Source organism: Amycolatopsis sp. NPDC003865 (genome assembly GCF_053605345.1).
Genome location: NZ_JBSGJA010000006.1, coordinates 22,931 through 41,671 on the forward strand (window position 1 = coordinate 22,931; position 18,741 = coordinate 41,671).

Sequence of the window (18,741 nt, forward strand, 5' to 3'; positions counted from 1 at the left end):
CTTTGGTCGGGAGGCCGGGTCCACCCCGACGGACCCGACCTCCCGGGGAACGCTTCCGGATGCGTGCACATCCGGTCGCGAAGCCTGCGCCTGCGCCGGTGGCCACCTCAGACGAGGCTGTCGTGACCAACGTCATAAGTCAACGCTGCCGAACGGGTGCTGGCCACGGGTTGCTACCCACCTCCCGGCGCGGCGAAACCCCGGATTCGTGAAAAATTTTCCGGGGGCGCTGCGTGAAACGCGGAACCGCTGGTCGAAGACACGCGAAAGGGGCGGGTGCACTCTGCACCCGCCCCTTCACAAGAAGCGATCAGCTGGCGTACGCGCGGAGGCGGTCCGCCCGCTCGCCCTGGCGGAGCTTCGACATGACCTCGCGCTCGATCTGGCGGACGCGCTCGCGGGAGAGCCCGAAGTGCTTGCCGATCTGGTCGAGCGTGCGCGGCTGGCCGTCGTCGAGGCCGTAGCGCAGGCGGATCACGTGCTGCTCGCGGTCGTCCAGCGTCGCCAGCACCCGGCGCAGGTCGTCCTGCAGCAGGCCCGAGATCACCGCGCTCTCCGCGTCCGTCGCCTCGGAGTCCTCGATGAAGTCGCCCAGCGGGGCGTCCTCCTCGGTGCCGACCGGCATGTCCAGGCTTACCGGGTCACGCGAGTGGTCGAGCAGGTCCGAGATCTTGTGCGCCGGGATGCCCGACTCGGCCGACAGCTCCTCGTTGGTCGCGTCACGCCCGAGCTGCTGGTGCAGGTCGCGCTTGATGCGGGCCAGCTTGTTGACCTGTTCCACCAGGTGGACCGGGAGCCGGATGGTGCGGCCCTGGTCGGCCATGCCCCTGGTGATGGCCTGGCGGATCCACCAGGTCGCGTAGGTCGAGAACTTGAACCCCTTGGAGTAGTCGAACTTCTCCACCGCGCGGATCAGGCCCAGGTTCCCCTCCTGGATCAGGTCGAGCAGCGGCATCCCCCGGCCGGTGTAGCGCTTGGCCAGCGAGACCACCAGGCGGAGGTTGGCCTCCAGCAGGTGGTTCTTGGCCACGTGCCCGTCCCGGACCAGGGCGGAGAGCTCCTTGCGGCGCTTCGGGGTGAGGTTCTCCCCGGTGTCCAGCATGTGCTGGGCGAAGACGCCGGCTTCGATGCGCTTGGCGAGCTCGACCTCGTCGGCCGCGGACAGCAGGGCCGTCTTGCCGATGCCGTTGAGGTAGACGCGGACGAGGTCGGCGGCGGGGCTCTGGGCGTCGAGGTCGGCGTCGGTGAGCGCCCCCACGCCCACGGCCGGCTCCTCGGACACCTGAGCCGGGATGCGCTCGCGAATCCCGCGCGACTCGCGTTCGAGAGTCTGGACTGACATTCTGCCTCCCCGGTCACGGGCTGAACGTGCTGCTGCGGTCGTCCCACCGGGTGCGTACCCGCGGACCGGGGCCTGTGGAACCCGGTACGCCGGTCCGGCCGGCTTGGCTGGACATCTGGCACAACGCTCCGGGTTTCCAAAACGTTCCCGGCTCGCCTGAAAAGGAGACGGCTGCCGGCGCGCTCCGGTTGCTCGACCATTGCTGAGCTTTTACTGAGAACGTTCCGTGACCGGGAAACCTGAGAATCCCATGTGAATCATGTCAAGACGTGAACCGCGGCGGGGTGGTCTAGACCTCCACGAGCACCGTGAACGGACCGTCGTTGACGCTCGAGACCGCCATCATCGCCCCGAAACGGCCCGTCGCCACGGTGGCGCCGCGGCCGCGCAGCTCGGCCACGACGGTGTCCACCAACGGCTCCGCGACCTCCGGCCGGGCGGCCCGCGTCCACGACGGCCGCCGCCCTTTCTTCGTGTCGCCGTAGAGCGTGAACTGGCTCACCACGAGCAGCGGCGCATTCGCCGTGGCGCATGATTCCTCGTCGCGCAGCACGCGCAGCTCGTGCAATTTGCGCGCCATCACGGCGGCCTTCGCCGCGTCGTCGTCGACGTGGATTCCCAGCAGCACCAGCAAACCCGGCTCGTCGATCGCCCCGACGACCTCGCCGTCGACGGTCACGTCCGCCCGCGTGACGCGGGCCGCGACGGCCTTCACCGGGCCGCCGGGACGAGCATCCCATGCCGGACGAGCTCGCGGACGACGGGCAGCGCGGTGGCCGCCAGCTCCGAAGCTTCGAGCCCCTGCGAGAACGCGAGGAGCTCGATCAGGTCCTCCAGGGGCAGTGCGCCGCGGCAACCCGCCAGGAGCCGCGCGGCCAGCTCGTCGACCTCGTGCTGCCAGCCGGGCCCGTCGGTGCGGTGCAGCCGCCGGACGGTCGTCGCCCAGCCTTCGTCGCCGGGTTCCTCGATGCTTTCCAGCAAAACCGTGTCGGGCACCACAAAACGGACATCGAGTAGTGATTCGCCCGATTCGCGCAACCATTCCACGCGGTCCAGCCAGCCGGCCGCTTCCGGGCCCAGCGGGTCGTCGTAGGCCTGCCGCAGGTCTTCGCAGACGACGGTCGGTGTCCGCCCGGACGCCCGCCGCAAGGTGACGAAGCCGAAGCCGATGCCCCGGACGTCGTTCGCCGCGAACCAGTCGAGCCACGCCGCCGCCTTCGCCCGGCCTTCCGGCGAGCGCGGGTCGAGGCCCGCGTCCCGCAGCCAGGTGCCGACGTAGAGCGCCGGATCGGCGACGTCGCGCTGGACGAACCACGCGTCGGTCTCGGCGGGCAGCCAGCGGCTCACCCGGTCGGCCCAGTCCTCTTTGCCGGTGTGCACCCACGAAGCCAGGAGCTGGCCGACACCCCCTTCGTTGAGGAAGCCCGGCAGCTGGCGGACGACCAGCGCGCTCGCGTCGTCACCGGCCAGCCCGGAGTCGCGGTAGGTGTAGTCGACGCGCGCCGGCCCGACCACGAACGGCGGGTTGCAGACGACCTGGTCGAACTTGCGCCGCGCGACCGGCGCGAACCATTCGCCGCGGACCAGCTCGACGTCCAGCTCGTTCAGCCGGAACGTCGCCGCGGCCAGGGAGAGGGCCCGCTCGGAGACGTCCGTGGCGGTCACGCGCTGGGCGTGCCGGGTCGCGTGCAGGGCCTGGACGCCGTTGCCGGTGCCCAGGTCGAGCAGCGTGCCGACCGGGCGGCGGCTGGTCGCGCGGATCAGCGACAGCGACGCGTGGCCGACGCCGAGCACGTGGTCCTCGGGCACGGTCCGGCCCAGCACGTCGGCGTCCAGGTCGGACACGACCCACCAGGAGCCTTCCTCGTCGCCGTGGGGGCGGATGTCGAGCGCGGCGCGGTAGCCGTCCGGGACTTCCGAGAGAACTCCCGCGGCGACGGCGTCTTCGGGCGAGAGCGGCGCGAACGCGGCCTTGACCGCGGTCTCCGGCTCGGTGCCGCCGAGCAGGAACAGCCGGATCAGCGTCCCCAGGTCACCCGCGTCCCGGCTCGCCCGCTCGGCGGGCACCGGCTCGCCGCGGCCCAGCGCCGCGTGGGCGGCCCCGCCGAGGGCGGCCACCACGCCGTCGGCGTCGTAGGAGGTGCGCCGGAAGGCCTCGCGCAGCCGCGCGCAGACGTCGTCGGACAGGTCGGGCAGTACGCTTCGCGTGCTCACGGTGGGTAATGCTGCCACGATGGCCCCCGTGACCCTTGAACGCGTCCTCGCCCCGCTCGACGCGGCGCTGCCCGAGCTCGAAGCGCTGTACATCGACCTCCACCGCCACCCCGAGCTGTCGTTCGCCGAGACCCGGACGGCGGCCGAGCTGGCCCGGCGGCTGGAGCGCGACGGCTACGAGGTGCACACCGGCATCGCCGGCACGGGGGTGCTGGGCGTGCTGCGCAACGGCGAGGGCCCGGCGGTCATGCTGCGCGCCGACATCGACGCGCTGCCGGTCGAGGAGAAGACCGGGCTGTCGTACGCGAGCACCGCCCGCGGCACCGACGAGCACGGCAAGGACGTTCCCGTGATGCACGCGTGCGGGCACGACATGCACGCCACCTGGCTCTCGGGCGCCGCCGCGCTGCTGGCGAAGGGCCGCGACACGTGGTCGGGCACGCTGCAGGTGGTCTTCCAGCCCGGCGAGGAGGGCGCGGGTGGCGCCGTCCGGATGGTCCGCGACGGTCTCTTCGACCGGGCCGGCGCCCCCGACGTCGTGTTCGGCCAGCACCTGGTGCCCGGCCCGGCCGGCTGGGTGCTCACCCGGCCGGGCGTGATCATGGCCGCGACCGACACGCTGCGCATCACCCTGCACGGCCGCGGCGGGCACGGCTCGCGCCCGGAGACCACCGTCGACCCGGCCGTGCTGGCCGCGTCGGTCGTCCTCAAGCTCCAGACGATCGTCTCGCGCGAGATCGCGGCCACCGAGTCGGCCGTGGTCACCGTCGGCTCCCTGCACGTGGGCACCGCGAGCAACGTGATCGCCGACGACGCCGTGCTCGAGGTCAACGTCCGGTCGTTCGACCAGGCCGTCCGCGAGCGGGTGCTGGCCGCGGTCGAACGGATCGTCAACGGCGAGGCGGCCACCGCCGGGGCGCCGAAGCCGCCGGACATCGAGCGGTCGGGTGCCTACCCGGTCACGGAAAACGACGAAGCCGCCACCGACGCGCTCACCGAGGTCTTCCGCGGCCACTTCGGCGCCGACGTGGTGCTGCCTGCGCCGCTGGTCACCGGCAGCGAGGACTTCAGCGAGTTCGGCCGCGCGTCCGGCGTGCCGTCGGTGTTCTGGCTGGTCGGCGGCTTCGACCCGCAGACGGTGATCACGGCGATGACCGAGGGCCGGTTCGAGCGCGACATCCCGTCCAACCACTCGCCGCGCTTCGCCCCGGTGCTGCACCCGACGCTGCGCACGGGCATCGAGACCCTCGTGGCGGCGGCGTTGAGCCGGTTGTCCCACCCAGGTGTCGGATGAGCGGAACAGGTGGGACGATGGATCGCGGAGGTGGTGCAGTGACCACGCCCGCCAAGGACTCGGACCCGGTGCTGATCACCGGGGCGGCCCCGTCGTACGAAGAGCAGTTCGCCGCCCGCAAGCGCAAGTACGTGATCATGATGGCCTGCCGGATCCCGTGCCTGATCCTCGCCGGGCTGACCTACCACACGTGGTGGCTGGCGCTGGGCTTCCTCGCGATTTCGGTGCCGCTGCCGTGGATCGCGGTGCTGATCGCCAACGACCGCCCGCCCCGCAAGTCCGAGAACGTCTCGCGGTACCAGCGCGAGGCGAAGGCGATCGAAGGCACCAGCCACCGGGTGATCGACGGTTAGCCGGGCTGCGGGCCCACCTTCCCGACGGCCAGCGCGCCCAGCCGCGTCCCGTGCCGCAGGACGTCCACAGTGGACTCCCCGGCCAGCCAGCCGGTGAGCACGCCCGCGTCGAACGCGTCGCCCGCGCCGGTGGAGTCGATGCAGTCGGCCTCCACCGCCGGGACGCTCGTCACGCCGTCCGCGTCGACCCAGCTCGCACCGCCCAGCCCGGCCGTCACGACCACCGCGCCGACCGTGCCGAGCAGTTCCTTCGCCGACGCCGGGTCCGCCGACCCGGTCAGCGCCACCAGTTCCTCGGTGTTCGGCATCAGCAGGTCGACGCCGCGGACGTCGTCGAGGAACGCCGCCGGGTCGGTGATGTGCGCGGCCGCCTGCGGGTCGACCGAGGTCGTCAGCCCGGCTTCTTTCGCCGCCGCGAGCGCGGCCAGCCCGGCCGCGCGCGAGGGCGGGTCGAGCAGCACGTACCCGGACAGGTGCAGGTGGTTCGCCCCGGCCAGCGCCTCGGGCGTGACGTCTTCGGGCGCGAAGCGCTGGTTCGCGCCGCGATCGGCGAGCATGCTGCGCTGCCCGGAGCCGTCGACCATGACCACGACGCAGCACGTCGGCGCCTCGGGGTCGACGGCGAACGCGCACCGCACGCCCGCCGCCTCCAGCTCCGCGCGGATCAGCCGGCCGCCGGGGTCGTCGCCGATCCGGGCGAGCAGCGTCGTCTCGGCGCCGAGGTGACGCAGCCACAGCGCCGTGTTGGCGCCCGAGCCGCCGCCGGTGAAGCGGATCTTCGCGCGGGCGTCGCCGCCGTGCGGGAGCGGCTTGTCGTGCCGGGCGATCACGTCGAGGGCCGCGTCGCCGACCACCACGATCCCGCTCACGACAGCGCCACCGCGACTTCGGCGGCGAGCTTCGCGTTGTTGAGCACCAGGGCTTCGTTGGCGTCGATGCTGACGCCGCCGCTCGCGGTGTGGAAGTGCTCCAGCAGCACCGGCGTGACGTCGGCGCCGTGCACACCCTGCTCCTCGACCAGCGCGAGGCCTTCGGCGAGCAGCCGGTCGTGCAGCTCCTTGTCCATTTCGGACGCCTCGGGGATCGGGTTCGCCAGCAGGACACCGGAACCCGCGTACGCGCGGTGCGCGGCGACCACGGCGGCGGCCTGCTTCGGGTCGTCGACCCGCCAGCCGACGGCGTGCCCGGACGAGCGGAGGTAGAACGCCGGGAAGTCGTCGGTGCGGTAGCCCAGCACCGGCACCGAGTTCGTCTCCAGCACCTCGAGCGTGGCCGGGATGTCGAGCACCGACTTCACCCCGGAGCAGACGACGACGGTCGGCACCTTCGCCAGCACGCCGAGGTCCGCCGAGACGTCCCAGGACTGCGCGGCACCGACGTGCACGCCGCCGAGCCCGCCGGTGGCGAACATCCCGATGCCGGCCGCGGCGGCCAGCGCCGACGTGCTCGCGACGGTCGTCGCGCCCGAGCGGCCGAGGCCGACGGCCGGCCCGAGGTCGCGCAGCGAGAGCTTGTCGAGGCCGGCGTCCGGCGCGCAGACGCGCTCGAGCTCGGCGGGGGAGAGGCCGACGACGACGCGCCCGTCGAGCACGGCGATGGTGGCCGGGACGGCACCGCCGTCGCGCACGACGCGCTCGAGGCGGCGGGCGACGTCGAGGTTGCGGCCCGGCGGCAGGCCGTGGGACAGGATGGTGCTCTCCAGCGCGACGACGGGGTGCCCGTCACGCAACGCCGAGGCGACCTCTTCGTGCAGGTTGAGTGGGGTGGTCACGAGGAACCATCATCGGTGATCGGGTCCCCCGCGGCGCCAGTGGGTCAGCTCGGCGGTCAGGTTCGCTTCGGCGGCGCTCGCCCAGCGTGCCCGCGCGGCTTCACTGCGGTAGAGCCGGCGCGTGAGCAGGCTTTCGAGAACGGCGATGCGGCCTTCGCGCCAGACGTCGTCGGGGTACTTCGCGTACTCCTCGCGCACGCCGCGGGCGTAGACGGCGTACTGCTCCTTCGGGGCGCCGAGGATGGCGAGGTCGGCGTCGAGGAGCGCGGTGGCCAGTGCGTCGTCGGCCGGGGCGTCGTGCTTTACGGTGGCGAGGATCAGGCCTTCGACCCGCTGGACGTGGGGTTCGGCGGCACCTTCGAGTGCCGCGCGCGCCCAGGCCGCGCTGGCGCGTTCGTCCTCGCCGGGGTTCGCGTCGTAGACGACGTCGTGCGCCCACGCGGCGACGGCGACGATCGCGCGGTCGGTTTCGCCGAGGCCGCCGGCCAGCCAGGCGGAGTCGCGCGCGACGGCGGCCGCGTGGGTGAGCGTGTGGTAGCGGCGGTGGGGTTCGCCGTAGCGCTCTTCGAGCCGCGGCCGGGACCCGGACAGGCCGCCCAGCGCCGCGACGGCGTCGTCCCACTCCATCAGTCGAAGATGCCGCGCGGCCGCGCGAGGAGGTCGAGCCAGTCGTCGAGCTGCTTCTCCCAGTTCACGTCCGGCTTCATGGTGAACATCCCGAGGAAGTCCTGCCCGCGCCCGCCGAAGCCGCCCGTCTTCGAGACCCGGACCCGCTTGGTCACCTCGAGGACGACGTCGGTGCGGTCCGACGACGCCAGGAACGTCACCGCGAGCTGCGAGAACACGCTCGCGAAGCGCGGCGAAGGCGTGAAGCGGACCTCCTGGAAGAACGGCAGCTGCTGCTGGGCGCCGTTGATGCGGCCCTGCTCGAGGATCGCCTCGCGGAAGGCGAAGCCCGTGCGGCTCAGCGCGTCCAGGACGCGCTTCTGCGCCGGGAGCGGCTCGATCGCGACGGCGTCGGCGTCGAACGGGTCGGACACCGCGGACGCGAGGTCGAGCTCGGCCCGGACGCCGACCGCCATGCCGGTGAGCGGCTTGCCGTAGACGCTGGTGACCGGCGTCTCCCACGGCAACGGCACCTCGAACGGCACGCGCACCTGCTGCCCCGCGCGGATGATCTCGCTCCCCACCAGGTGCTGGGTGCCGAAGGGGAGGTCTTCGACCTTGTCCGCGCCGGGGACCTGGACGCGGGCCAGCAGCGTCACCGCGAGGCCCTTGATCTCCTGGTCGACCTCGCCGCCGGCCAGCAGGACCTCGCCGTGCAGGGGCCTGCCGGGGGTGGCGGCCCGGTCGAGCAGGCGGGCGTCGATCTTCGCGCCACCCGAGCCGAACGTCGCGAGCACCTTCTGGAACATGCCGCAGATCCTGCCAGGTCGAGGGGCTTTCGTACGAGGTTCGACGGGACTCGGGCACAATGGACGGGTGAGCACCGAGACGCTGACGAAGCCGGAAACCACGCCCGAGGGCACGGACACCACCGACGACGACTCGCCGAAGATGTTCCACTACGTGAAGAAGAACAAGATCGCCGAGAGCGCGGTCATGGGCAACCACGTGGTGGCGCTGTGCGGCGAGGTCTTCCCGGTGACGAAGTCGCCGAAGCCGGGCTCGCCGGTCTGCCCGGCCTGCAAGGAGATCTTCGACGGGCTGCGTCCGGGGGAGTGACCCCGGCGCTCGGACCCCGGCTGACGTCGTCCGCCGGGGCCGAAGGCTGTCCGGAAAGGGACAGATCCCCGAACAAACGTGAAAACCCTTCATAAGAAGGGTGTGCGCGAGGCGGGACACCTGGTAGATCCAGTGCGCCAGGTTCCCTCACCCACCGGAGTCGCACATGCGCAGAACCGGGATCGCCCTCGCCGTCGCCGCCCTGCTGACCGCGTTCTCACCCGCTCTGGCCCAGGCCGCCACCGGGTGGACGGAGGTCGGGTCCGACCACGCCCGCGCGCTCGACGAGAGCCAGGGGCTCGCCACCATCGTCCGGCCGTCGGGCACCACCATCCGCTACACCGGGGTCGGCACCATCCCGGCGGACCTGAGCTCCCAGGGCTGGAACCACGTCGGCGACCCGGGCTCGGCCCAGGGCTGGTACGTCGAGCCCTACCAGCGTGACGACCGCGGCGCGAAGCTCTTCCGCGTCCAGGCCCCGGACGGCTCGTGGCGGAACTACAAGCACGACCTCGAGTCCTGGGAAGCCAACAACAACTCCTTCGCCGCGGTGTCGCCCGACGCGCGCTGGCTGGTGGCGGGCGAGTGGGGCACCATGGACCGGCTCCTGGTCCACCGGATGCCCGGTGTGGTGGCGACCGACCCGGCGCAGAACCTGCCGTACGCCTCGGCGATCCGCCTCGACCACCCGGTCCGTGACGTCCAGGGCTGCGACTTCCAGACGGCGACCCGTCTGCTCTGCGCGTCCGACGACCCGGACGGCAGCCTCTTCGGCACGACGAAGCCGCTGCTGCAGGTGGACCTGGCCGGGACGCTCAACGGCTCCGACGTCACGGGTCACGTCACTTCTCTGGGCCAGTTGCCGCTGCGCAGCGGCTGCAGCGGGTCCTTCGAGGTGGAGGGCATCGACTTCGACGAGCGCGACGGCACCCTGCGGGTGATCGTGATGTCGCCGAGCATCTGCATCCTCTTCGACTCGATGACCTACCGCTTCAAGCAGTGAACGCCGAAGGCCCGGCACTTTCACGTGAAAGTGCCGGGCCTTCGTGCGTGGGTCAGGCGGTCGGGGCGGGGTCCAGGGACTCCGACTCCGGCGCCTTCGCCGGGGTCCGCTTGGCTTCGCGGCGGGCGCGACGGCGTTCCTTGCGGGTCTCGACCATCGTGTAAAGCGTCGGGACCAGCACCAGCGTCAGCAGCGTCGAGCTGACCAGGCCGCCGATCACCACGATGGCGAGCGGCTGGCCGATGAACCCGCCCTGGCCGGTGATGCCCAGCGCCATCGGGATCAGCGCGAAGATCGTCGCCGCCGCGGTCATCAGGATCGGCCGCAGCCGGCGCCGGCCGCCCTCGGTGACCGCGTCGGTGACGCTCATCCCTTCGGCGCGGTACTGGTTGATCAGGTCGATCAGCACGATCGCGTTCGTCACGACGATGCCGACCAGCATCAGCATGCCGATCAGGGCCGGCAGGCCCAGCGCGGTGCCGGTGGCCAGCAGCAGCCCGATCGCGCCGGTCGCCGCGAACGGGATCGACACCAGCAGGATCAGCGGCTGGATCAGGCTGCGGAACGTCGCCACCATGATCAGGAACACGATCGCGATCGCCGCCAGCAGCGCCAGGAACAGGTTCGAGAACGCCTCCTGCTGGTCCTGGCTCACGCCGCCGAGCGAGTAGGACGCGCCGCCGGTGAACGTCAGCGCGTCCAGCTTGGACTTGATGTCCGCGGTGGTCTTGGTCAGGTCGTCGCCGGTGTTCTTGGCCGTCACCGTGGTGCTGAGGTCACCGCCGGTGCGGTGCACCGACGCCGGTCCGTCCACTGTGGACACCTTCGCGACCTCGTCGAGCCGGACGACCCCGGTGGGACCCGGGATCGGCAGGCCCTTCACCTGGTCGGCCGTCACCGGAGCGGTGCCGGCGCGCAGCACGATGTCCGTGCGCTGCCCGCCGACCGGCAGCTGCGTCACCGTCCGGCCGGCGATCGCCTGGTTGGCGACCTGGCCGATGGTGCTCGCCGACAGCCCGTGCGCGGCGGCCGCGGCGTCGTCCACCTCGACCTGCACCCGCGGCGAGCCGACGCTCAGGTCGCTGGACACCTCGGTCAGCCCGGACACCCCGCGCAGCGCCTGCACGACCTGGTCGGACGCGGGCTTGAGCGCGGCCTCCGACGGCGCGGTCACCGTCACCGAGACCTGGTCGGAGTTGAACCCGGACGCGTCCGCGCCGATCTTGATCTCGCCGAGCTCCGGGCGCGAGGTCAGCTGGGAGCGCAGCCGGTCCGACAGCGCGTCGAGGTCGGTGTCCTTCGCGACGGTGACCGAGATACTCGTGTTGGTCCCGCCGCCGAAGCCGAACGTGCCGCCCCCGCCGATGCTGACCTGGTACGTCTGCACCGCGGGCTCGGCCGCGAGGGCCTGCTCGACCGCCGTCGCCGCCTGCTCCTTCGCCTCGACGCTCGTGCCCGCGGGCAGCTTCTGCGTCATGTTCAGCGTGGTGCCACCGGACTGGTCGAGGAAGTTCGTGTTCAGCCGCGTCGCGAGCCCGACCGTGCCGGCGAAGATCAGCAGCGCCAGCAGGACGACGGTCAGCCGCCGCCTGGTCGCGAACCGGATCACCGGCAGGTAGGCCCGCTGCAGGAAGCTGCGGCGTTCCTTCTCGACGGCGGCTTCGCGGGCGCGTTCGGCTTCGACGGCGTCCGCCGGGACCTCCGGCCGCTTCAGGAACCAGTACGCCAGCACGGGAACCACGGTCAGCGAGACGAGCAGCGACGCCAGCAGCGCCACGGTGACGGTGATCGCGAACGGCGAGAACAGCTCGCCGACGAACCCGCCGACGAACGCGATCGGCAGGAACACCGCGACGGTCGTCAGCGTGGACGACGTCACCGCGCCGGCCACCTCGCGCACGCCGTCGAGCACCGCCCGTTGCTTCTCTTCGCCGTAACCCAAGTGCCGCTTGATGTTCTCCAGCACGACGATCGAGTCGTCGACCACCCGGCCGATCGCGATGGTCAGCGCGCCGAGGGTGAGCAGGTTGAGCGACAGGTCGCCGGTCCACAGCGCGATCAGCGCGACGACCACCGACAGCGGGATCGACACCGCGGTCACCAGCGTCGAGCGCACCGAAAGCAGGAACAGCAAGATGACGACGACGGCGAACGCCAGGCCCAGCAGGCCTTCGGTGGTCAGGCCGCTGATCGCGTCCTTCACCGGCGTGCCCTGGTCGAACACGACGCTCATCTCAGAGCCGGTCTTCTTCGCCAGGTCCGGCAGCTTGTCGCGGACCGCGTCGGAGATAGCGACCGCGTTCCCGTTGTCCACCATGGTGATCGAGAGGCCGAGGCTCGGCTTGCCGTTGGTGCGCGTGATGGACGTCGGCGGCGCGAATCCGCTCTGCACGTCGGCGACGTCGCCGAGCTTCACCGGCCCCCGCGCCGGGGTACGGGTCCCGCCCGCGGTGGCACCCGGGGTCAGGTAGAGGTTGCGGAGGGTGTCCACAGTGGTCTGTCCGCCACCGACCTGGACGCTCAGCGTCTTGCCGCCTTCGGTCAGCGTGCCGGCCGGGACGGCGGCGCCGGCGGTCTGCAGCGTGGTCGCGATCGACGCCGGGTCGACGCCGGCGGCGGCCAGCTTCGCGTAGTCGAGCGTGATCGTGACGCGCGGCTGCCGCACACCGGTGACGGTCACCGTGCGCACGCCGTCGATCTTGCGCAGCTCCGGCGCGACCTGGTCGGTCAGCGCGGGCGCGAGCTGCTGCGGGTCACCCGACGTGCCCGCGGCGACCAGCACGACCGGCAGGTCGTCGGTGCTGCCCGCGGACACGGACGGCTCGGAGTTCTGCGGCAGCCGCGGCCGGACCTGGTTCACCGCCTGCTGGATCTGCGAGACCGCGGCGTCGAGGTCGGTGCCGAACTCGAACTGCGTGACGACCCGCGAAACGCCGTCCGACGACGTGGAGTTGATCTCCTCCAGGCCTTTCAGCCCCTGCAGCGCGCCTTCGAGCGGCTCGGTGACCTGCCGGTCGACCGCGTCCGGCGACGCGCCGGCGTAGGAGGTGACGATCTGGGCCTGCGGGAACTGCAGCGACGGGAACAGCTGCTGCTTGATCTGCGGCAGCGCGAAAGCGCCGAAGCCGACGACGACCAGCGCGAGCAGGCCGATCAGGCTTCGGTTGCGCAGGCTCAGTCTGGCCAGCACGGACATGGTGGTGGGAACCCCCTCGGGAATGACGCGGCGACCGACGCCTTCGTCAGTGATGGGGGAAGCGTGCCATGTCCGACCTGAGGAGCGACTCAGTCTGGGGGTGGATTCCGGGTCGTCCCCTGGGAGGAGACGCGACCCTGAGCAGCGCTGGGTGCCGGTTCGGGCGCGCTCGGTGACGGCGCGTCCTCTTCGGACGGTGCTGCTTCGGGTTCTGCTGCTTCCGGCGGTGCTGCTGGGGGTGGTGCGTCGCCGTTGGGGGAGGCCTCCCCGGCGCGCGGGCGCTTGAGCGGCATCGTCGTGCGCTCCCACAGCTTGCGGCCCTCTTCCGAGCGCAGCCGCTCGGAGGCGCGTTCCATTTCCAGCCGCCGCCACTTGCGGCGCTGCCGCCGGGTCGCCTTCGCCGGCCACAGCTCCTGGATCGCGCTGTTGAAGTAGGCGCCGCCGACGACGGCCAGCCCGATGAAGAACATCAGCAGCAGGAAGGCGATCGGCGCGGCGAGCGCGCCGTAGGTGTAGCCGGTCTTGGTGATCCAGTTCAGGTAGATGCGCAGGCCGACCGAGGAGAGCAGGAACACGACCATCGCGAGCACCGCGCCCGGCAGCCCGCGGTGCCACGGCAGCTTCCTCGGCAGGGCGAGTTTGTACAGCGTGGTCAGCGCGAGGGTGATCATCACCCCGAGGGTCGGGAAGTACAGCGCGCTCACCCACGACGTCACGGTCGGGCGCCAGTCGGCCGGGAAGAACTCCGGCAGCAGGTCGGGGCCGATCGCCAGCAGCGGCAGCCCGACCACCAGGATGACCAGGCCGCACAGGTAGAGCAGCAGCGCGAAGATCCGTTGCCAGACGTCGTTGCGGACGCCGTACTGGTCGTGCGCGACGGTGATGGCGTCCACGAAGGACGACATCGCCGACGAACCCGCCCACAGCGAGATCAGGAAGCCGACGGAGACGATCTCGCCCTTGCCGACGGTGAGGATGCTGTTCACGGTCGGCTCGATGATGTCGTGCACGGCGTTCTGGCTGAACACCGTGCGGCAGAAGCCGATGATGCGGTCGTGCACCGCGGCGACGACGCCCTGGCCGAACCACTCGCCGACGAAACCGAGGCTGCCGAGCAGCCCGAGCAGCAGCGGGGGCAGCGACAACGTCTGCCAGAAGGCCGCTTCGGCGGCCTCGGAGAAGATGTTGCCGTCCCAGGCCTTGGCGAGCGTGCGCGTGACGAGGCGCCACGGCCCCCTGCGGGCCACCTTCGTCGCTGCGGACGGCTGCACCTCACCCATGACGTGTCCAGCATGGTCCATCGGTGCTGATTTGGCTCGTCACACCCCCTGCGGCCGGGCGTGTCGGGGGACATCACCCGTGCCGGTGCCCGGAACTGTCGGACCCGGCCGGTAGACTCGCTCCAGTGCCCTCACCGCAAGTCGCCGACTGCCCGATGCAGCCGCAGTCGGTACCACAGTGAGGGTTTTCGCACGTCAAAGGCATGAGCGAGGGGGAGGACCGGCATGACGGAGACGCAGCTCGGGGCGCCTCCCGCGGAGAAGGACTCGACCGCGCGCCCGCTGCGGGCGTGGCAGCGGCGGGCGCTCACCAAGTACCTGACGCAGAAGCCGAAGGACTTCCTCGCGGTGGCGACGCCCGGCGCCGGCAAGACGGTGTTCGGCCTGCGGATCGCCGCGGAACTGCTGAGCGACCGCACGGTCGAGGCGATCACCATCGTCACGCCGACCGAGCACCTCAAGCACCAGTGGGCGGCCTCGGCCGCGGCGGCCGGCATCGCCATCGACTCGAACTTCCGCAACACCACCGGTGTCACGTCGTCGGACTACAACGGCGTCGCGCTGACGTACGCGCAGGTCGCGGCCCACCCGACGCTGCACCGGGTGCGCACGGAGAACCGCAAGACCCTGGTCATCCTCGACGAGATCCACCACGGCGGCGACGCGAAGAGCTGGGGCGACGCGATCCGCGAGGCCTTCACCCCCGCCGTGCGGCGCTTGTCGCTGACCGGTACGCCGTTCCGGTCGGACGACTCGGCCATCCCGTTCGTCACGTACGAGCCGGACGCGGGCGGGTTCCAGCGCAGCAAGGCCGACCATTCGTACGGCTACGCGGACGCGCTGGCCGACGGCGTGGTCCGGCCGGTCGTCTTCCTGGCGTACTCGGGCGAGGCGTCCTGGCGCACCAGCGCGGGCGAGGAGTTCACCGCGCGGCTCGGCGAGCCGCTGACCGCGGAGCAGAACGCCCGGGCGTGGCGCACGGCGCTCGACCCGGCCGGCGAGTGGATCCCGGCGGTGCTGCAGGCGGCGGACACGCGGTTGTCGCAGGTCCGCCAGGGCGTCCCGGACGCGGGCGGCCTGGTGATCGCGACGGACCAGGAGTCGGCGCGCGCGTACGCGAAGATCCTGGAGCGCATCTCGGGCGAGATGCCGACGCTGGTGCTCTCGGACGACCCGAAGGCCTCGGGCCGGATCAAGGAGTTCTCCGAGACGAACGAGCGCTGGATCGTGGCGGTCCGCATGGTCTCGGAAGGCGTGGACGTCCCGCGGCTGGGAGTCGGCGTGTACGCGACGAGCGCGTCGACGCCGCTGTTCTTCGCGCAGGCCATCGGCCGGTACGTGCGGGCCCGCAAGAAGGGGGAGACGGCGAGCGTCTTCCTGCCGTCGGTGCCGGTGCTGCTGGAGCTGGCGAGCGAGCTGGAGGCCCAGCGCGACCACGTGCTGGGCAAGCCGCACCGCGAGAAGGAGGGCTGGGAGGACGAGCTCCTGGCCCAGGCCAACCGCACCGAGGACGAGCCGGGCGAGGAGGAGAAGGCGTTCACGTCGCTGGGCGCCTCGGCCGAGCTCGACCAGGTCATCTACGACGGCAACTCCTTCGGCACGGCGGTGTTCTCGGGGTCCGACGAGGAGCAGGAGTACCTGGGCCTGCCGGGCCTGCTGGAGCCGGACCAGGTCCGGGCCCTGCTGCGCAAGCGCCAGGAAGAGCAGATCGCGGACGAGAAGCGCCGCAAGCCGGCCAAGGAGGAGGCCCCGCCACCGGTGGCCCGCCCCCAGTCGGTGAGCGAGCGGCTCGGCGCGCTGCGGAAAGAGCTGAACGCGCTGGTGGGGATGTACCACCACCGCACGAAGAAGCCGCACGGAGCGATCCACAACGAGCTGCGCCGCGTGTGCGGCGGGCCGGTGACGGCGATGGCGACGGCCGAGCAGCTCGAGGAACGGATCGTGACGCTGCGGTCCTGGTAGGCACCGGCCGGGGCGCCGGGCCCGGAGCCCCGGTGAGAAGGCCTCGCCGGCCCCTCGGGTGTCGCCCGGGCGGCTGAACTCCGCCGTCACCGTCCGTTCCTGGTAAGTACCAGCCGTCCCGTGACCGTCCGTGCCGCCCCGGTCACCCCTCGCCTGCCCGCGCGTCCCTCGCCCGGTGGCACGCCGGGCAGCTTCCGCTCCGAAGTTCGCAAGTCGGCGACCAATCCGCGGCCCGTCACGTGGGTTCACCACCACTTCGCGGCGGATCTCGCTCCGTACACCCCGGCGGAGTACCTTCAAGCCGTCAAGAAACCTGGATGTAACAGAGGGTGAGTGCTGGCGATCACATCGTCAGCGGATCTACTCTTTCCGGGCGAGGTTCAGCCCGTGTTGCCGAACCGTGTCCAATTGGTGTCATTTAATCGATCCAGCTATCTTCCCCGCAGCCGCTCAGCGGCATATGTTGTCGCCCACAACATATGCGCGTCGGTGCGCCGGGACCCTCCGGATCACCGCCCCGCAGGGCCCGGAGCGACGCCGAGGGCCCGCTCGTCACCAATGCTTGGATCCGGAAGGAACGAGGATGCGCAGCAGAACCCTTACCCTCCTCGCCGCCACGGTGAGCACCGGCCTGGTGCTGACCGCTTGCGGTGCCAACAGTTCGAACAGCGGGGGCACGGGGAGCAGCTCCGCTTCCTCGTCCGCCCCGGCCGCCGGCGGCGGCGCCAACGGCAAGGTCGGCGTCATCCTCCCGGAGACCGCCAGCTCGGCCCGCTGGGAAGCCTTCGACAAGCCGATGCTCCAGGCCGCCCTCGCGGCGCAGGGCTTCGAAGCCGACGTCCAGAACGCTCAGGGCGACGCCCAGAAGTTCTCGACCCTCGCCGACGGCTTCATCAGCTCCGGCGTCAAGGTCCTGATCATCGCCCCGTCCGACCCGGCCGTCGGTGCCGCGGTCGAGGCCAAGGCGAAGACGGCGGGCATCCCGGTCATCGACTACGACCGCCCGAGCCTCGGCGGGTCCGCCGACTACTACGTCTCGTTCGACAACGAGAAGGTCGGCCAGCTGCAGGGCCAGGCCATGGCCGACGCGCTGAAGGACAAGGCCGGCGCCGGTTTCGTCCAGATCGAGGGCGCCCCGACCGACAACAACGCCACGCTGTTCACCAACGGCCAGGACTCCGTCCTCGACCCGCTGGTCAACTCCGGCAAGCTGAAGCGGATCCAGAAGCAGCCGATCAACGACTGGGACAACCAGCTCGGCGGCACGACGTTCGAGCAGATCTTCCAGGCCAACGGCGGCAAGGTCGACGGCGTCGTCGCGGCGAACGACGGCCTGGCCGGCGCGGTCATCACCATCCTCAAGAAGAACGGCCTGAACGGCAAGATCCCGGTCACCGGCCAGGACGCCACCGCCGACGGCCTGAAGGCGGTCATGCGCGGTGAGCAGTACATGACCGTGTTCAAGCCGATCAAGGAAGAGGCCGAGTCCACCGCCAAGCTGGCCGCCGCCCTCGCCAAGGGCGACACCGCGGGTGCCGACGCCATCGCCACGGGCAAGCTGCACGACCCGAAGAACAACCGCGACATCAAGTCCGTGCTGCTGACCCCGACGACGATCCTGGAGAAGGACGTCAAGACCGTCGTGACCCAGGGCTACGTGAAGGCGAGCGAGATCTGCGCCGGCGACCTCGCCAGCAAGTGCAGCTCGCTCGGCATCTCCTGAGCCCCCGCACCACCCCATGAACAGCCGGGCCGGGACGCGCACCCCGACGGCGCGTCCCGGCCCGGTCCCCACCAGGAGAAAGCCCATCCATGAGTGAGCCCATTCTCGAGATCAAGGGCCTGAACAAGAGCTTCGGCCCGGTCCACGTCCTCCACGACGTGGACTTCGACGTGCGCGCGGGCGAAGTGACCGCACTGGTCGGCGACAACGGTGCCGGCAAGTCGACGCTCGTCAAGTGCATCGCCGGCATCCACCCGTACGACTCGGGGGCCGTGCGGTTCAACGGGCAGGACGCCCACATCCGCGGCCCGAAGGACGCGGCCGAGCTCGGCATCGAGGTCGTCTACCAGGACCTCGCGCTCGCCGACAACCTCGACATCGTCCAGAACATGTTCCTCGGCCGCGAGCGCGGCAGTTCGTGGAAGCTCGACGAAGCCAGCATGGAGAAGGCCGCCCGCGAGACGCTGGCCTCCCTGTCGGTCCGGACCGTGAAGTCGGTCCGCACGCCGGTCTCCTCACTGTCCGGTGGCCAGCGGCAGACCGTCGCCATCGCGAAGTCGGTGCTGTGGAACAGCAAGGTCGTCGTGCTGGACGAGCCGACCGCCGCGCTCGGCGTCGCACAGACCCGGCAGGTGCTCGACCTGGTCCGGCGGCTCGCCGAGCAGGGCCTGGGGGTCGTGCTGATCAGCCACAACATGGCCGACGTGTTCGAGGTCGCCGACCGCATCGCCGTGCTCTACCTCGGCCGGCTCGTCGCCGAGGTGCACACGAAGGACGTCACCCACGGCCAGGTCGTGGAACTGATCACCGCCGGTCGCTCCGGTGACCTCGGCCTGGCCCGGCCCGAAGCCGTGGTCCTGTGAGCGGGAAGAAAGAAC

At 71.3% G+C, this 18,741-nt stretch carries 16 protein-coding genes; 7 read left to right on the forward strand and 9 right to left on the reverse strand.

From position 1 onward, the window contains the following. Window positions 1-310: 310 nt before the first annotated feature. The 3 genes from ACWEVP_RS16180 to ACWEVP_RS16190 form a co-directional block, all read right to left on the reverse strand. Complete coding sequence (locus tag ACWEVP_RS16180; protein ID WP_452063338.1) at window positions 311-1,342, reverse strand: sigma-70 family RNA polymerase sigma factor; 1,032 nt, start codon at window positions 1,340-1,342, stop codon at window positions 311-313. 289 nt (window positions 1,343-1,631) lie between these two features. Next, entirely contained in the window at window positions 1,632-2,057 is a 426-nt protein-coding gene (dtd, locus tag ACWEVP_RS16185; RefSeq protein WP_452063339.1) for a D-aminoacyl-tRNA deacylase, read from the reverse strand. After that, window positions 2,054-3,556, reverse strand: coding sequence for a DUF7782 domain-containing protein (locus ACWEVP_RS16190; protein WP_452063340.1), 1,503 nt, complete (start codon window positions 3,554-3,556; stop codon window positions 2,054-2,056). Before ACWEVP_RS16190 ends, dtd begins: the two co-directional genes overlap by 4 nt. Window positions 3,557-3,584: 28 nt before the next feature. Here ACWEVP_RS16190 and ACWEVP_RS16195 point away from each other — a divergent pair, with 28 nt between their 5' ends. Together ACWEVP_RS16195 and ACWEVP_RS16200 are read left to right on the forward strand one after the other, a co-directional pair. Further along, complete coding sequence (locus ACWEVP_RS16195) at window positions 3,585-4,850, forward strand: amidohydrolase (RefSeq protein ID WP_452063341.1); 1,266 nt, start codon at window positions 3,585-3,587, stop codon at window positions 4,848-4,850. 17 nt (window positions 4,851-4,867) lie between these two features. Continuing rightward, the gene (locus ACWEVP_RS16200) at window positions 4,868-5,203 is read left to right on the forward strand and encodes a DUF3099 domain-containing protein (protein ID WP_452063342.1); all 336 of its coding nucleotides are present in this window, start codon (window positions 4,868-4,870) and stop codon (window positions 5,201-5,203) included. Here the strand turns inward: ACWEVP_RS16200 and ACWEVP_RS16205 are convergent. Genes ACWEVP_RS16205 through ACWEVP_RS16220 form a run of 4 tightly spaced genes read right to left on the reverse strand, consistent with a single transcriptional unit; the run spans window position 5,200 to window position 8,389 of the window. Continuing rightward, the gene (locus ACWEVP_RS16205; RefSeq protein ID WP_452063343.1) at window positions 5,200-6,072 is read right to left on the reverse strand and encodes a carbohydrate kinase family protein; all 873 of its coding nucleotides are present in this window, start codon (window positions 6,070-6,072) and stop codon (window positions 5,200-5,202) included. The two genes, ACWEVP_RS16200 and ACWEVP_RS16205, sit on opposite strands and share 4 nt — an antisense overlap. Further along, a complete protein-coding gene (locus ACWEVP_RS16210) occupies window positions 6,069-6,974 on the reverse strand; it encodes a pseudouridine-5'-phosphate glycosidase (protein WP_452063344.1) in 906 nt (301 codons plus the stop codon). The genes ACWEVP_RS16205 and ACWEVP_RS16210 overlap by 4 nt, the downstream gene beginning before the upstream one ends. A gap of 9 nt (window positions 6,975-6,983) precedes the next feature. Beyond that, the gene (locus tag ACWEVP_RS16215) at window positions 6,984-7,601 is read right to left on the reverse strand and encodes an HD domain-containing protein (protein ID WP_452063345.1); all 618 of its coding nucleotides are present in this window, start codon (window positions 7,599-7,601) and stop codon (window positions 6,984-6,986) included. Next, window positions 7,601-8,389: a sporulation protein gene (locus ACWEVP_RS16220; RefSeq protein WP_452063346.1), complete on the reverse strand. Its 789-nt coding sequence runs from the start codon at window positions 8,387-8,389 to the stop codon at window positions 7,601-7,603. Before ACWEVP_RS16220 ends, ACWEVP_RS16215 begins: the two co-directional genes overlap by 1 nt. A gap of 67 nt (window positions 8,390-8,456) precedes the next feature. Between ACWEVP_RS16220 and ACWEVP_RS16225 the strand changes: the two genes are divergently transcribed. Next, complete coding sequence (locus tag ACWEVP_RS16225; RefSeq protein ID WP_163046767.1) at window positions 8,457-8,699, forward strand: DUF3039 domain-containing protein; 243 nt, start codon at window positions 8,457-8,459, stop codon at window positions 8,697-8,699. 166 nt (window positions 8,700-8,865) lie between these two features. Continuing rightward, the gene (locus tag ACWEVP_RS16230) at window positions 8,866-9,702 is read left to right on the forward strand and encodes a hypothetical protein (protein WP_452063347.1); all 837 of its coding nucleotides are present in this window, start codon (window positions 8,866-8,868) and stop codon (window positions 9,700-9,702) included. A 52-nt stretch (window positions 9,703-9,754) separates the two neighbouring features. Here ACWEVP_RS16230 and ACWEVP_RS16235 read toward each other — a convergent pair whose 3' ends face one another. Together ACWEVP_RS16235 and ACWEVP_RS16240 are read right to left on the reverse strand one after the other, a co-directional pair. Beyond that, entirely contained in the window at window positions 9,755-12,898 is a 3,144-nt protein-coding gene (locus ACWEVP_RS16235; protein WP_452063348.1) for an efflux RND transporter permease subunit, read from the reverse strand. Between the two features lie 89 nt (window positions 12,899-12,987). Further along, window positions 12,988-14,178 carry a YihY/virulence factor BrkB family protein gene (locus tag ACWEVP_RS16240; protein WP_452063349.1) on the reverse strand — a complete coding sequence of 397 codons (1,191 nt, stop codon included), beginning with the start codon at window positions 14,176-14,178 and terminating at the stop codon, window positions 12,988-12,990. Between the two features lie 225 nt (window positions 14,179-14,403). Between ACWEVP_RS16240 and ACWEVP_RS16245 the strand changes: the two genes are divergently transcribed. The 3 genes from ACWEVP_RS16245 (at window position 14,404) to ACWEVP_RS16255 (ending at window position 18,726) form a co-directional block, all read left to right on the forward strand. Further along, the gene (locus ACWEVP_RS16245; RefSeq protein ID WP_452063350.1) at window positions 14,404-16,140 is read left to right on the forward strand and encodes a DEAD/DEAH box helicase; all 1,737 of its coding nucleotides are present in this window, start codon (window positions 14,404-14,406) and stop codon (window positions 16,138-16,140) included. A gap of 583 nt (window positions 16,141-16,723) precedes the next feature. Continuing rightward, window positions 16,724-17,863, forward strand: coding sequence for a sugar ABC transporter substrate-binding protein (locus tag ACWEVP_RS16250; protein ID WP_452063351.1), 1,140 nt, complete (start codon window positions 16,724-16,726; stop codon window positions 17,861-17,863). 89 nt (window positions 17,864-17,952) lie between these two features. Next, on the forward strand, window positions 17,953-18,726 hold the full coding sequence (locus ACWEVP_RS16255) for an ATP-binding cassette domain-containing protein (RefSeq protein WP_004561026.1): 774 nt from the start codon (window positions 17,953-17,955) through the stop codon (window positions 18,724-18,726). The last annotated feature ends 15 nt before the right edge of the window (window positions 18,727-18,741 follow it).

Excerpts from the sequence above, each read along its gene's own strand:
- ACWEVP_RS16245 (WP_452063350.1), top strand. The coding sequence starts at position 14,404 with ATGACGGAGACGCAGCTCGGGGCGCCTCCCGCGGAGAAGGACTCGACC.
- ACWEVP_RS16250 (WP_452063351.1), top strand. The coding sequence starts at position 16,724 with ATGCGCAGCAGAACCCTTACCCTCCTCGCCGCCACGGTGAGCACCGGC.
- ACWEVP_RS16255 (WP_004561026.1), top strand. The coding sequence starts at position 17,953 with ATGAGTGAGCCCATTCTCGAGATCAAGGGCCTGAACAAGAGCTTCGGC.
- ACWEVP_RS16230 (WP_452063347.1), top strand. The coding sequence starts at position 8,866 with ATGCGCAGAACCGGGATCGCCCTCGCCGTCGCCGCCCTGCTGACCGCG.
- ACWEVP_RS16200 (WP_452063342.1), top strand. The coding sequence starts at position 4,868 with ATGGATCGCGGAGGTGGTGCAGTGACCACGCCCGCCAAGGACTCGGAC.
- ACWEVP_RS16235 (WP_452063348.1), bottom strand. The coding sequence starts at position 12,898 with ATGTCCGTGCTGGCCAGACTGAGCCTGCGCAACCGAAGCCTGATCGGC.
- ACWEVP_RS16220 (WP_452063346.1), bottom strand. The coding sequence starts at position 8,389 with ATGTTCCAGAAGGTGCTCGCGACGTTCGGCTCGGGTGGCGCGAAGATC.
- ACWEVP_RS16215 (WP_452063345.1), bottom strand. The coding sequence starts at position 7,601 with ATGGAGTGGGACGACGCCGTCGCGGCGCTGGGCGGCCTGTCCGGGTCC.
- ACWEVP_RS16180 (WP_452063338.1), bottom strand. The coding sequence starts at position 1,342 with ATGTCAGTCCAGACTCTCGAACGCGAGTCGCGCGGGATTCGCGAGCGC.
- ACWEVP_RS16240 (WP_452063349.1), bottom strand. The coding sequence starts at position 14,178 with ATGGGTGAGGTGCAGCCGTCCGCAGCGACGAAGGTGGCCCGCAGGGGG.